The sequence below is a fragment of the Streptomyces sp. NPDC043746 genome (assembly GCF_056436485.1).
In genome coordinates, this window is sequence record NZ_JBWKCM010000016.1 from 75,002 (window position 1) to 88,674 (window position 13,673).

Sequence of the window (13,673 nt, forward strand, 5' to 3'; positions counted from 1 at the left end):
TCACATGGTGAGGAGCAGGGGTTTTGGGCACCCAAAAACGCTAGCACGGTGAATCTCACCGCCAGTCGCATGAATTTCGTACAGGAGTTCACAGGGGGAGGGCCGCCGGCGAAGGAATTCACCGACCCTCCCCCACAGGAAACCTCGCGGGGAATTCGCGCGGAATTACGGAACTCGTACGGGAATTCAGCCGCCGATGACGACCCGGCGCACCCCGGCCCACTTCTCCGGGTCCGTCGTCCGGCGGCCGTCGACCAGGACGCGGACGTCCGGCAGACCGGCGGCGGACAGCTCGCGGTACTCGGCGTGGTCGGCCTGGAGGATCGCGGCGGTGACGGCCTGGTGGCCGTCGTACGGGACGAGACCGAGGGCGGTCAGCTCCTCGGCGGTGTACAGCGGGTCCGAGACGAACGGCACCGCGCCCCGCGCCCTGAGCGCCTCGACGACGCCGAAGACCCCGGAGAACGCGGTCTCCTTGACGCCCCCGCGGTAGGCCGCGCCCAGCACCAGGACCCCGGCGCCCTCCAGGTCCCCGTAGGCGGCGGCCAGCAGGTCGACGGCGTACTCGGGCATCGCCGCGTTCGCCTCGCGGGCCGCGCGCACGACGGTCGCCTCCGGGTCGTTCCACAGGTACATCCGCGGATAGACCGGGATGCAGTGGCCGCCGACGGCGATGCCGGGCTGGTGGATGTGGCTGTAGGGCTGGCTGTTGCAGGCCTCGATGACCTTCTTGACGTCGATGCCGTTCCGGTCCGCGAACCGGGCGAACTGGTTGGCCAGGCCGATGTTGACGTCCCGGTAGGTGGTCTCGGCCAGCTTCGCCAGCTCGGAGGCCTCCGCCGTGCCCAGGTCCCAGACGCCGTTGGGGCGGGGCAGGTCGGGCCGTTCGTCGAAGTCGAGGACGGCCTCGTAGAAGGCGGCGCCCGCCGCGCCGGACGCCTCGTCGATGCCGCCGACCAGCTTCGGGTAGCGGCGCAGGTCGGCGAAGACCCGGCCGGTGAGCACCCGCTCCGGGGAGAACACCAGGGAGAATTCCTCGCCGGGGGTCAGACCCGATCCCTCAGCCAGCATCGGCGCCCAGCGCGTACGGGTCGTGCCGACCGGCAGCGTGGTCTCGTAGCTGACCAGCGTGCCGGGCTTGAGGCCCGCCGCGATGGCCTTGGTGGCGGCGTCCATCCAGCCGAAGTCCGGGGTGCCCTCGGCATCCACGAAGAGCGGCACGACCACCACGACGGCGTCGGACGCGGCGACCGCGGCCGTGGTGTCGGTGGTCGCGGAGAGCAGACCGGCGCCGACCGCCTCCTTCAGTCTCACGTCGAGGTCGTGCTCGCCGGGGAACGGCTCGGTGGCCGCGTTGACCAGCTCCACGACCCTCTCGTCGACGTCCGCGCCGACGACGTGATGGCCCTTGGCGGCGAACTGCACGGCGAGCGGCAGCCCGATCTTGCCGAGCGCGACTACACAGATCTTCATCGGGTCACTTTCCTCTTCAGCCTGGACAGCATGCGGCGCAGCCGGGCGCCCACGGGGGGCGCGGGTTCCCACAGCAGGGCCGTGGTGACCACGAGCCGCCCCTTCGGATTCCGGTTGGCCGAGGCCCGGTAGGGCGCGGCCCGCCCCCACCGGCGGGCCAGCGGCAGCGGCAGCCCCCCGGTGCGGACCGGGATCTCGTACGTCGTACCCGCCACGTCGACATAGACGCGTACCCCGCGCTCGGCCCGGACCCGGTCGACCGGGATGCGGGCGCTCAGCAGGGTGCCGGTGCCGTCGTCGGCGGGCTCCCTGGTGAACTCACCGACCGCCTCCGGGCGTACGGCGCTCTCGGGCAGCCTGCGCGCCCCGGGTCTGTCGGCGCTCTTGGGCAGGGCGCCCCGGGCGAGGGCGACGACGGCCGAGGCGGTGTCGCCGATGACGCCGATCCACACCTTCAGAGCGAGGGTGAGTTCGTCCCCCTCCTGCTCCCAGGCGGCCGACTCCAGCTCCGTACCGGCTCCGAGTCTGCCCGCGACCGGCTCCCGCACCTCGTACCACCGGTCGTCGAGACCGATCGCGGGGTCCCGGAAGCCCGGGTAGGGCGCGAAGGCGCGGTCCCCCTCCAGCAGGAAGGGCGGCGCCCCGTGTTCGGCCTCGTCCGCGATGGCACGGGTGAGCTCCTCGACGGCGCCCCGCCGGGCGAGACCGAAGCGGACCCGTCTCTTCACCCCGGTCGCCTCACGCAGGCCGTCGGTGAAGTAGGCGTCCAGCAGGACCGCCAGCCCCTCGCAGATCTCCCGCCGGGTGGCCAGAGGCAGCGCGGGGAAGTCGTCGAGCATGAGCTTGGACAGCTCCCACTCGAAGTGGCGCCGGAGCACGGCGTCGCGCCGGGGCCCCGCCGGGATGAGTCCGGCGGTGTGGTCCATGATGCGTGCCGTGCACCGGAGCCGGGAGAGATGGTCCGCCCGGTAGGTGATGTTGCTCGCGTCGCCGCGTCTGACGGCGTAGTAGTACGTGTAGTCCGCGAGGACGGAGATCCGGCGGGCCCGGACGCACGCCTCTACGGTGAACGGCTGGTCGCTGCCGACCGGCATGTCCTCCGGGAACCGCAACCCGTACTTCTCCACCAGCTCCCGGCGGAAGAGCTTGGTGTTGGCGAGCGTGAAGGGCAGCGCCGAGTCGAAGAGGGTGACCTCCCGCCGCCCCTCCTGATAGAGCTTCTGGTGGACATAGCGCCCGTTGACGCCGACCATCCTGCCGACGACCACGTCCGAACCGTCGGCGTCGGCGCAGGCCACCATGCGTTCCAGCGCCTCCTCGCCCAGATAGTCGTCGGAGCCGATGAAGTAGACGAACCGGCCGGTGGCCAGCTCCAGCGCCCGGTTGCTCGGAGCCGCGGGTCCGCCCGAGTTGGGCTGGTGGACCACGGTGATCACGTCCGGGTACTCGGCCGCGAACCGGTCCAGCTCGCGGCCGCTGTCATCGGTCGACCCGTCGTCCACCGCGATGACCTCCATCCGCCCGGGGCCGATGCTCTGCCCCACGAGGGAGTCCAGGCACTCGGTCAGATACGGCATGGTGTTGTAGACGGCGACGACGACGGTGACGTCGGGGACGTCAGGGGTTGCGGCCATCCCCTGCTCCTCGCATCAGCCGGGAGTAGACCCCGTCCAGAACCTCCGCCTGGGCCTCCCAGACCCACGCGTCGAGCCGGCCCTCCACCTCGTAGGCGGCCGTGTAGCGCTTGGGCGCATCGAGCACGGCCCGTACGGCCCGTACGTAGTCCTCCACGTTCCCGGCCTCGAAGACCTCGCCCTGACCGGTCTGCCGGGTCACCTCCGCCATCGTCCGCACATCGCTGACCACCAGCGGCAGCCGGGCGTGCGAGTACTCGAAGAACTTGGTGATCAGGGCGATCTCGTGGTTCGGCCAGTGGTGGATCGGGATGACCCCGACATCGGCGGTGGAGAGGAACGAGACGACCTGCCAGTGCGGTACGTACGGCAGGGCGTGCACCCGGTCGCGGACACCCAGCTCCTCGGCCCGTTCCATCAGCCGCAGGAGGTAGGGGAGCTCGGGGTGGCTCGCCACGAACACCACATGGGCTCCGGGGAGCTCGGGGAGTCCCTCCACCATGATGTCGAGGCCGCGCTGACGGGCGGCGAGCCCGCTGTAGACGAGCAGCGGTACGTCCGGGCCGATGCCGCACAGGGCGCGCAGGTCCGGCACCGGCAGGTCGGTGAAGCGGGACGCGTCCGCCGCCTCCGGCGCGTTCAGCACCACCGCCGGACGCTCGGGCAGTCCGTGGGTCCGCTGGAGCAGATCGGCCAGGCCGCCGGAGACGGTGACCACCGCGTCGGCGTACTTGGCGTGCTCCCGCTCGTACGCCACCATCGCCGGCAGCTTCCGCTGGTTGGACCAGGAGCGCACACCGGGCAGGTACTCGTGGGCGTCCCAGACCAGCGAGACCCGCCGGCCGGCCGCGCGGGCGCGGAGCTTGGCGCGGGCGCCGACGCCCAGCATGCGGAAGTCGTTGGCGTGGATGACGTCCGGCCGCAGCTCGTCGATGACGGGCCCGTAGGCCAGCTCGAAGTCCCAGACCGAGGGGTCGAGCCGCCGCCAGGCGCGGTCCCCCATGGTGGTGAGCCAGAAGGCCGTGGCCGCCTTGTCGAGCGGGGTGGAGCGGGTCCGGCGGAGGGTGCGCAGCTTCCTGGTGTGGCGCGTGCGCAGCTTGACCCAGCGGCCGGTGGCCCTGGCCGCGCCCCGGCGCGCCGCGAGCCAGACCTGACCGCCCACGGTCCCGAGGCGGGAGCGGTCCTCGCCCGTCCTCAGCGCGGCACCGCGGACCCGGAGATCCGCCCGCCACGCCTTGACCTGCTGCAACCGGAAGTCCGCGACCCGTTCGGAGGGGTAGGCCAGGGGGCGGCGCATCGGGGCCCCGCGGAGGTCCTTGGGGCGGGTCGACATCTTGGCCTTGACCCCGATGAGGCGGACCTCGGCCTCGCCCAGCGTCCAGACCGTCTCCTCCTCCTTGCCGGAGTACTTGCCCAGCAGGACGACGTCCCAGCCCGCCGCCGCGGCCGAGGCCGCCTGCTTCTGCACCCGGGAGTCGCCGTGGACGCTGTTGTCGACGAGCATGACGATCCGGCCGCGCGTGCCCCGGCGGGGGCGGGAAGCGGGGGCGGTGGTCCCGTCGGCCTCGGCGGGCACGGTGTTCTCGGTTCTCCCGGCGGGTTCGGTGTTCTCCGTCGGATCGGGAAGGTCAGCTGCCATGGCCGGTCCGCTCCGGAGCCGTGAGGGTGACGGTGGTGCGGCTGGAGGCGGACTCCAGCACGGCTTCGGCCACCTCGACGGTGAGCAGCCCCTGCCGCAGGGTGCAGAGATCGGCGGGCTTGCCCTGGACGGCGTCGCGGAACAGCTCGTGCTCGACGAGCAGCGGCTCCCGCTTGGAGATGGCGTAGCGGACCATGTCGCCTTCGGAGACCCCTCGGAAGGCCCGCAGCGCCTCCCATTCGGTGGTGACCGCGGCGTTGGAGTGGAAGGTGAGGTCGGCGGTGAGCGTGTCGGCGATGAAGCAGCCGCGCTCCCCGGTGACCGAGGTGAACCGCTCCTTGAGCGGGCTCAACCAGTTGACCAGGTGGTTGGCCATCGTGCCCGCGGAGAGCCGGCCGACGACGGAGACCATGTCCTCGTGCGGGCGACCCGACTTGGAGACGGTGTGGGCGGCGATCGAGGTGTACTCCTGGCCGGTGACCCAGCTCGTGAGGTCGATGTCGTGGGTGGCGAGGTCCTTGACCACACCGACGTCCGCGATCCGGTGCGGGAAGGGGCCCTGGCGTCGGGTGACGACCTGGTAGACGTCGCCCAGCTCGCCTGCCTCCAGTCGGCTGCGCAGCGAGAGGAGGGCCGGGTTGCAGCGCTCGATGTGGCCGACGTCCGCGACCAGACCGCGGGACTCGAACGCCTCGACGAGGCGGCGGGCGCCCCCGACGGAGTCCGCGAGGGGCTTCTCGATCAGCGCGCAGACGTCCGCGTCCGCGAGTTGGAGGCCGATCTTCTCGTGCAGACCGGTGGGGCAGGCGACGACCGCGTAGTCGACACCGCGCGCGAGGAGTTCGTCGACGGTGGTCAGGACGGGAGCGCCCTGGGCCCAGCCGTTCCGGTCGCCCATCGGGTCGACGACACCGGCCAGTTCGACGCCCTCCAGGCTCGCGAGGACCCGGGCGTGGTGGCGCCCCATGGAGCCGAGGCCGATGAGCCCGGCCTTCAGTACGGCACTCACAGCTGCTCCCCCAGGGAGTTCACGGCGGCCACGATGCGCTCCAGGTCGGACGGGGTGAGCGAGGGGTGCACGGGCAGCGAGACGACCTCCGCGGCCGCCCGGTCGGTCTCGGGCAGCTCCCAGACCCGGCCCGCCTTCTGGTCCGGCTCCCAGTAGGGCTTGAGACGGTGGATCGGTGTCGGGTAGTAGACCGCGTTGCCGACGCCCGCCCCGGTGAGCGCGGCCATCGCGGCGTCCCGGTCGCCCCGGATCCGCACGGTGTACTGGTGGTAGACGTGCCGGGCGCCCTCGGCCACCGGCGGGGTGGTGACGTTCGGTGCGGTGATGTGGGCGTCGAGGTGGGCGGCGTGGCTACGGCGCTGCTCGGTCCACCCCGCCAGCCGGGAGAGCTGGACCCGGCCGACGGCGGCGGAGACGTCGGTCATCCGCATGTTGGCGCCGACGATCTCGTTGGCGTACCGCTGCTCCATGCCCTGGTTGCGCAGGAGGCGGAGCGTGCGGGCCAGTTCGGCGTCGCCCGTGGTGACCATGCCGCCCTCCAGGGAGTGCATGTTCTTCGTCGGGTAGAAGCTGAAGGTGCCGCCCGCGCCGAACGCGCCGACCGGGGTGCCGTGCAGCGACGCGGCATGGGCCTGGCAGGCGTCCTCGACCACGGCGAGCCCGTGCCGTGCGGCGACCGGCACGATCCGGTCCATCGCCGCCGGGTGGCCGTAGAGGTGGACGGGCATGATCGCGGCGGTCCGCGGGGTGATCGCGGCTTCGGCGGCCGCCGGATCGAGGCCGAAGGAGCCCGGCTCGATGTCGGCGAAGACCACGTCGGCACCGGTCAGGCGGACCGCGTTGGCGGAGGCCGCGAAGGAGAACGAGGGGACGATCACCTCGTCGCCGGGTCCGATGCCCAGCGCGAGCAGCAGCAGGTGGAGCGCCGATGTGCCCGAGTTGACGGCGACGCAGTGCCGTCCGTCGACCAGCCGGGAGAAGTCCTCCTCGAACGCCGCGACCTCGGGCCCCTGCACGACCCGGCCGCTGCGCAGGACGCGTACGGCCGCTTCGATCTCCTCTTCCCCGATGACCGGACGGGCAGCGGGGATGGGCTGCTCGTTGATGACCGTCATGGACTTCCTCCTTGAACACCGCGACAGCTCGGCAGAGGGCGGAACTCCGAGGTGCGGGACATCTTTCACGACCGCGCGACACCTCATCGGCGTGATGCCGACGCCCTGCCGAGGAATCCGGTCCGTCTGTGCGTCACCGGGCCGATCGTCGATATACGGCTTTCGCGAAAGAACTCCGGCGGTCCAGCGACCGCGGTCACGGTATCAGGGTTTACCGGCATCAATTCGGCGCTGTTGACCGCCCGTTGCGACAGTTCAGAAAAAAGGCCCGTGGCCCGCTCCGAAAGTATCGGAACGGGCCACGGGAAAAGAACAAACGAGTGAGAATTACTCAGTTGTTCGATTATTCGCCGTCGGTGGACGGGGCCGAAGCGGTGACGGCGGAGGACGACTGCTCGGCGGCGACGGTCTTCTTCGTCGCCTTCTTCGCAGCGGTCTTCGCCGTCGTCTTCTTCGCGGCGGTCTTCTTGGCGACCGTCTTCTTCGCGGCCGTCTTCTTGGCCGCCGCCTTCTTCGCCGGGGCCTTCTTGGCGGCGGCCTTGCGGGCCGTCTTCTTCGCCGGGGCGGGCTCTCCGGAAGCGTCGGCATCCGTCTCCGGGGCGGCCTCCGGGGCCTTGGCCTCCGGTGCCGACTCCACGACGACGACCGCCGCCGCCTCCGCGCCGGTGGGCGAACCCGCCGGGGCGGTGACCTTACGGGTCACCCGGCGACGGGCCCGCGGCGGTGCGGCCTCCTTGGGCGCCTCCGCCTCGGGTGCCTCCGTCACGGGAGCGGGCGCGGCGGGCGCCTCGACGACCGGGTCCTCGACGGCGGCCGGGTCCGTGGTGGGCTCGGCGGGCCGCACCGGTTCCGCCGGCTCGGCCTGCTGCGGCGAGCCCGCCGGGGCGGTCGCCTTACGGGTGGCCCGACGGCGTGTACGGCCCTGGGGCGCGGCCTCGGCGGCCGGGGCCTCGGGGGCTTCCGGCTCCGTGACGCCCGACGCGGGCACGACGGCCGCGGGCTCGGCGGCAGCCGACTCGCCGACCGGCTCGACGACCGGCTCCGCCACGGGCTCCACGACCGTCTCCGCCACCGGGACGGGCGTCTCGGTCTTCGGGGCACCGGCCGGGGCCGACACCTTGCGGGACGCCCGGCGGCGGCCCCGGCGCGAGGCAGCCGCCTCGGCCTCGGCCGGGCTGCTGTAGAACTCCTCGTCCGCGGCGGCCTCGGGCTCCACCGCGATCGGGGCGGCGACCTCGGCGGCCAGCTCGGCCTCCGTCTCCGCCGGCTCGACGGCCGTGGGGTCCTCGTGCTCGTGGTCCTGACCGGCGCCGCCACGGCCGCGCTTGCGGGACTTCTTGCCGCCACCGCCGCCACCGACGGACGTCGGCTGCTCCATGTGGACGATGACACCGCGCCCGTTGCAGTGGACGCACGTCTCGGAGAAGGACTCCAGCAGACCCTGGCCCACCCGCTTGCGGGTCATCTGGACCAGGCCGAGCGAGGTGACCTCGGCGACCTGGTGCTTGGTGCGGTCCCGGCCCAGGCACTCCAGCAGTCGGCGCAGCACCAGGTCCCGGTTGGACTCCAGCACCATGTCGATGAAGTCGACGACGACGATGCCGCCGAGGTCGCGCAGGCGCAGCTGGCGCACGATCTCCTCGGCCGCCTCCAGGTTGTTCCTGGTGACGGTCTCCTCCAGGTTGCCGCCCTGGCCGGTGAACTTGCCGGTGTTGACGTCGACGACGACCATCGCCTCGGTCTTGTCGATCACCAGCGAACCGCCGCTGGGCAGGTAGACCTTGCGGTCCAACGCCTTCATCAGCTGCTCGTCGATGCGGTACGTCGCGAAGACGTCGACCTCGGACGTCCATCGCGAGAGACGGTCGGTGAGGTCGGGCGCCACGTGCGAGACGTACCCGTGGATGGTCTCCCACGCGTCGTCACCGCTGACGATGACCTTGGAGAAGTCCTCGTTGAAGATGTCGCGGACGACCCGGACGGTCATGTCCGGCTCGCCGTAGAGCAGCGTCGGCGCGTTGGAGCCGCTGGTGCCCTTCGCCTTCTTCTGGATGTCCTCCCACTGCTGCTGGAGCCGTTCGACGTCGCGGCGCAGCTCGTCCTCGCTGGCGCCCTCGGCGGCGGTGCGCACGATGACACCCGCGTCCTCGGGGACGATCTTCTTGAGGATCGTCTTGAGGCGGGAGCGCTCGGTGTCGGGGAGCTTGCGGCTGATCCCGGTCATCGAGCCCTCGGGCACGTAGACCAGGTAGCGGCCGGGCAGCGAGACCTGGCTGGTGAGGCGGGCGCCCTTGTGGCCGATCGGGTCCTTGGTCACCTGGACCAGGACCGACTGGCCGGACTTGAGCGCGGTCTCGATGCGGCGCGGCCCGTGGGCCATGCCGAGCGCCTCGAAGTTGACCTCACCGGCGTACAGGACGGCGTTGCGGCCCTTGCCGATGTCGACGAAGGCGGCCTCCATGGAGGGCAGGACGTTCTGCACCTTGCCCAGGTAGACGTTGCCGACGTAGCTGGTGGCCTGCTCCTTGTTGACGTAGTGCTCGACGAGCACGTTGTCCTCAAGGACGCCGATCTGGGTGCGCTCGCCGCTCTGGCGGACGACCATCACGCGCTCGACGGCCTCGCGGCGGGCCAGGAACTCGGCCTCGGTGATGATCGGAACGCGGCGGCGGCCCTGCTCGCGGCCCTCGCGGCGGCGCTGCTTCTTGGCCTCCATGCGGGTCGAGCCCTTGATGGACTGGACCTCGTCGAAGCCGGTGCCCGGCTCGCGCTCCTCCTTCTTGCGGGGCTCGCGGACCTTGACGACCGTACGCTCCGGGTCGTCGGTGCCGTTGTCGCTCTCGGGGGAGGCGTCACCGCTGCGGCGACGGCGGCGACGGCGACGGCGGCTGCTGCTCGAACCGGAGGCGGTGGAGTCGCTGTCGCCCTCCTCCTCGTCGTCGGCCTCCTCGGTCCGGGGCTGCTCGTCCTCGGTGCGGGCCTCGTCGGCGCGGGCCGGGGCGGGCGCCTCCTCGGCCTGCTGCTCGGCCTCGTCCGCGTCGTGGGCCTCGCCCCGGCGGCGGCGACGGCCACCGCGGCGACGGCGGCGCGAGGGGCGGTCGCCGTACTCGTCGTTCTCGTCGCCCTCGTGCTCGTCCGCCTCGGCCTCGGGTGCCTCATCGGCGGGCTCCTCCACCGGGGCGGCGGGCACGGCGGCCTGCTCGGCCTCGGCGGCCTCACCACGGCGGCGGCGACGGCGGCGCGAGCCGCCCTGCGGCGCGGCCTCGTCGGGCGCGGAGACCTGTGCGGCCTGGGTGCTCTGCTCCTCCTCGGCCACGTCGGCGTCACCGTACGGGGAGGAGGAACCGGCCGCGGCAGCCGCGGCGGCCGCCGTCTCGGGGGTCTGGAACATCGGCTCGGCGAAGACCGGGGCCTGGAACACGGCGACGGCGGGGCGCGTGGCGCGGCGGCCCCTGCGGCTCGGCTCCTCGGCCTTGGTGGTGAACTCGGGGCGTCCGGCGGCCGCGGTGGCCCGGCGGCGCTGGCGGCCGCGCGGGGCGGCCTCCTCGACCTCGTCGGCCTCGGCGGCCAGCTCCTCGGCGACGGCGGCGGGCAGGCTCTCGCCGGTCTCGGCGGGCTCCTCGACAGCCACGGTCTCCTCGGCGGCGGGGGCGCCGGCGGGGGCGGTGGCCTTACGGACCGCACGGCGGCGGCTGCGCGGCGCCGGGGCCTCCGCGGCGGGCTCAGCGGCGGCCGACGGGGCCGCGGGCTCGTCCACCGCTTCGGGGGCGGTCGCGGCCTGGGGGGTACCGGCCGGGGCGGAGGCGCGGCGGCGGGTACGGCCGCGCGGGGCCGCGGCGGCGGGCTCCGCCACCGGCTCGGCGGGGGCGACCGGCTCGACGATCACCTCGGTCTCGGCGGCCTGCGGGGCACCGGCGGGCGCGGTGGCCTTGCGGGAGGCGCGGCGGCGGCGCGGGGCGGCGGGCTCCGGGGCGGCCTCGGCCTCGACGGCCACCGGCTCCTCGTTCTCCTCGTCCTCCTCGTCCTCCGCGAGCGGCTCGGCCGGGGTCTCGACGACCGCCACGGCCTCCACGGTCTCGGCGGCCTGCGGGGCACCGGCCGGAGCGGTGGCCTTACGGACCGCACGACGGCGGGTACGCGGCGCCGGGGTCTCCTCGGCGGCGGTCTCCGCAGCGGGCTCCTCGGCGGCGACGGGCTCCGCGGCGGCCGGCTCGACCACCTCGGCCGTCACCGGAGCGCCTGCGGGCGCGGTGGCCTTGCGTACGGCGCGGCGGCGCGTACGGGCGGGCGGGGCGGTCTCCTCGGGCGGGGCGGCCGGGGTCTCCACGGCGGCGGCCTCGGCGGCCGGTGCGGCGGTCTCCTCGGCGGCGGGGGCCACGGCCCCGCCGGGCGGCCCGGCGGGGCGGGAAGCGGCGCGGCGCCTGCGGCGCGGCGGCAGCTTGTCCCCGGGGGTGTTCTCTTCGTTGTTCCCGTTGGCAGCGGGCTCGTTCGACTGAGGCATGCGGGCGGTTCTCCCGTCGCGCTCCCGGGCGCCGCGTCTGATTCCGGTCCGGCACGGTCCGCAGGGGTGCGGCAGGGCCGTCCGGGGCGCGGGCGCCGCACGGGAGCTGATGTCTGGCTCGCCGGTTCCGTACGCGGTGTTGCGGACGGCCTGGCGAAAGTCTTATGGGTCACACTGCGCGGCCCGACCCAGGTGGCTCCCGAGTCGCAGGGCTGCGCTCCAACGTCCGCCCTACGCGGAACCTGCACCTTCCGGCGCCGTCGCGACGGCTGCTGCGACCGCGGGTTGTGCGGTCGGGGCGGCCTCGCGGTCGGGCGCGAGCGGGTCGGTCACCGTGCCGGACTCCTCGTCGAAGAGCCCCTGCGCCAGCCTCGTCACCGCGGCGGGGACGGGCGGCGCCAGGTCGGCCACAGCGCGGAGACCGGACAGGACGTCGTCGGGTCGCACGGCGGGTGTCACGTGCCGAACAACCAGGCGCAGTATCGCACAGGGCCGGTCTCCCGGCCTATCGGCCGGTGGATCAAGGGCCTGGAGGTCCGCGACGGCGGCGCGGGCGTCGAAGGTGCGGATACCGTTCTTCGCCTTGCGCTGGACCTCGACGGCCTCGGCGGCGTTGAACGCGTCGACGGCTCTGCGCGCCTCGTCGGGGTCGACGCCGTCCAGGCGCAGCTCCCAGACGGAGGCGGTCAGCCGCTCGGCGAGGCCGGAGGTGCGGGCCTCCACCGCGTCGGTGATGTCGAGACCGTCCGGAAGTGAGCTGTCGAGCAGCTCGCGCAGTCGGTCCGGGTCGCGCGCCTCGGTGAGGGCGATCTCCAGGAACTCGGCCTCGCTGCCCGTGCCGGTGGGGGCGGCATTGGCGTAGGAGACCTTGGGGTGCGGGGTGAAGCCCGCCGAATACGCCATCGGCACCTCGGAGCGGCGCAGTGCCCGCTCGAAGGCCCGCTGGAAGTCGCGGTGACTGGTGAACCGGAGGCGGCCGCGCTTGGTGTAGCGCAGTCGGATGCGCTGCACCGCCGGTGCGGGCGGCGGGCCTTCGGGCTGTCGCTTGCCCAGTGGTTCTTCTCCTCGGTGCGGGGCGGGCGCCGGGGAGCGCCGCCCACGAAATACGGGGTGGTCCCCGGGATACCGCGCCGGCTCACCCCCGCTTGACGAATTTCTCGCCCGGCAGGGAGGTCTCGGACGCCTGCACCGCGCTGGGGACAGTCGTTGTACTACCCAGAGTACGCGCAGGCACCCCCAGCGGTTCCCCGGACCGCGCGCCGGCCGTTCTGCCGACCAGTGCGCGCCAGGCGTCCCGGCGGGCCTGGCGCACGGTCTCCCGGGCGGTGGCGAGGGCGGAGCGGGCTGCGCGGCCGGCCTCGGCGGCGGCGCGTCGGGCCGGGGCCCAGAGGGCGTCCCGGACGAGGTGGCCGACCGGGGTGCACACCGTGCGGTAGGCCCAGGCGGCCGGTACGCCGATCAGGTGCCGGGCCAGCCAGGCGATCCCCCGGCCCACCGCCCGCGAGAGGTACCCGGCGATCCGCCAGGCGACCCGGGCGGCCTCCGCGATCTCCCGGCCCACGGGGGTGAGGATCCGGCGGTACGTCCAGGAGGCAGGGGTGACGACCAGCGTCGTGACCAGCCGGATCGCGGCGCTCCACAGCCCACGCCCCACGGCAGAGAGCCCCCGCCACAGGCCGCCGAGAACCCAGGCCGCGCCCTCCCCCATCGCGCCGAGGAGCCGGCCCGCCCCCCGGCCGACCGGGGTGAGGACGGCCCCGTACAGCCAGACCAGCGGGACGGCCACGCCGTACCGTGCCACCGGCACGAGCACGTACCGCCACAGGCCGGCCGCGGGCGCGACGACGAGCACGGCGAGCAGCCGGGCGGCGCCCTGTCGCGCCTTGGTGAGCAGCCAGGCCAGCCCCGTCCCGATGCCACGGGCCGCCGGGGCCAGCAGGGCGGTGGCGATCCACCGCAGGCCGTGCCCGAGCGGGGTGAGGAGCGAGGTGTACAGCCACCGCAGCGGGATCAGCACCAGAACGGCGATCAGCCACCCCAGCACCCGGCCGACGGAGGCGAACAGCCACTCCAGGCCCCGCCCCAGCGCGCCGACCGAGGCTTCGAGCGCCCGTCGGGCCGGGGGCAGCACGGTCCGGTCGACGGCGTACCAGCCGGCGGCCAGCAGGTCCCAGACCATACGGACGGGCAGGACCACGACCAGCACCACGACGCGCACCGGAATCCTGATCAGCCGGGTCAGGGCGGTCTCGGGCGCGTACCGGTCGAGGGGCTGGGGCGTGCGGTCGTCCATGCCCTCCAT

The 13,673-nt window shown here is 73.5% G+C and carries 8 protein-coding genes; all 8 read right to left on the bottom strand.

The features are described from left to right. Positions 1–186 precede the first annotated feature (186 nt). The 8 genes from AC0682_RS18880 to AC0682_RS18915 all read right to left on the bottom strand — a co-directional run bounded on the left by AC0682_RS18880 (position 187) and on the right by AC0682_RS18915 (position 13,664). Positions 187–1,473, bottom strand: coding sequence for a nucleotide sugar dehydrogenase (locus tag AC0682_RS18880; protein WP_478533998.1), 1,287 nt, complete (start codon positions 1,471–1,473; stop codon positions 187–189). Beyond that, the gene (locus tag AC0682_RS18885) at positions 1,470–3,107 is read right to left on the bottom strand and encodes a glycosyltransferase family 2 protein (protein ID WP_478534000.1); all 1,638 of its coding nucleotides are present in this window, start codon (positions 3,105–3,107) and stop codon (positions 1,470–1,472) included. The genes AC0682_RS18880 and AC0682_RS18885 overlap by 4 nt, the downstream gene beginning before the upstream one ends. After that, positions 3,091–4,746, bottom strand: coding sequence for a glycosyltransferase family 4 protein (locus AC0682_RS18890; RefSeq protein WP_478534001.1), 1,656 nt, complete (start codon positions 4,744–4,746; stop codon positions 3,091–3,093). The genes AC0682_RS18885 and AC0682_RS18890 overlap by 17 nt, the downstream gene beginning before the upstream one ends. Next, positions 4,736–5,755, bottom strand: coding sequence for a Gfo/Idh/MocA family protein (locus AC0682_RS18895; protein WP_478534002.1), 1,020 nt, complete (start codon positions 5,753–5,755; stop codon positions 4,736–4,738). Before AC0682_RS18895 ends, AC0682_RS18890 begins: the two co-directional genes overlap by 11 nt. Continuing rightward, complete coding sequence (locus AC0682_RS18900; RefSeq protein WP_478534003.1) at positions 5,752–6,870, bottom strand: DegT/DnrJ/EryC1/StrS family aminotransferase; 1,119 nt, start codon at positions 6,868–6,870, stop codon at positions 5,752–5,754. The genes AC0682_RS18895 and AC0682_RS18900 overlap by 4 nt, the downstream gene beginning before the upstream one ends. Before the next feature lie 343 nt (positions 6,871–7,213). Beyond that, complete coding sequence (locus AC0682_RS18905) at positions 7,214–11,371, bottom strand: Rne/Rng family ribonuclease (RefSeq protein WP_478534004.1); 4,158 nt, start codon at positions 11,369–11,371, stop codon at positions 7,214–7,216. Positions 11,372–11,602: 231 nt separating this feature from the next. Continuing rightward, positions 11,603–12,382: a TIGR03936 family radical SAM-associated protein gene (locus tag AC0682_RS18910; protein WP_254812567.1), complete on the bottom strand. Its 780-nt coding sequence runs from the start codon at positions 12,380–12,382 to the stop codon at positions 11,603–11,605. A 124-nt stretch (positions 12,383–12,506) separates the two neighbouring features. Then, positions 12,507–13,664, bottom strand: coding sequence for a hypothetical protein (locus tag AC0682_RS18915; protein ID WP_254812566.1), 1,158 nt, complete (start codon positions 13,662–13,664; stop codon positions 12,507–12,509). Between the last annotated feature and the right edge of the window lie 9 nt (positions 13,665–13,673).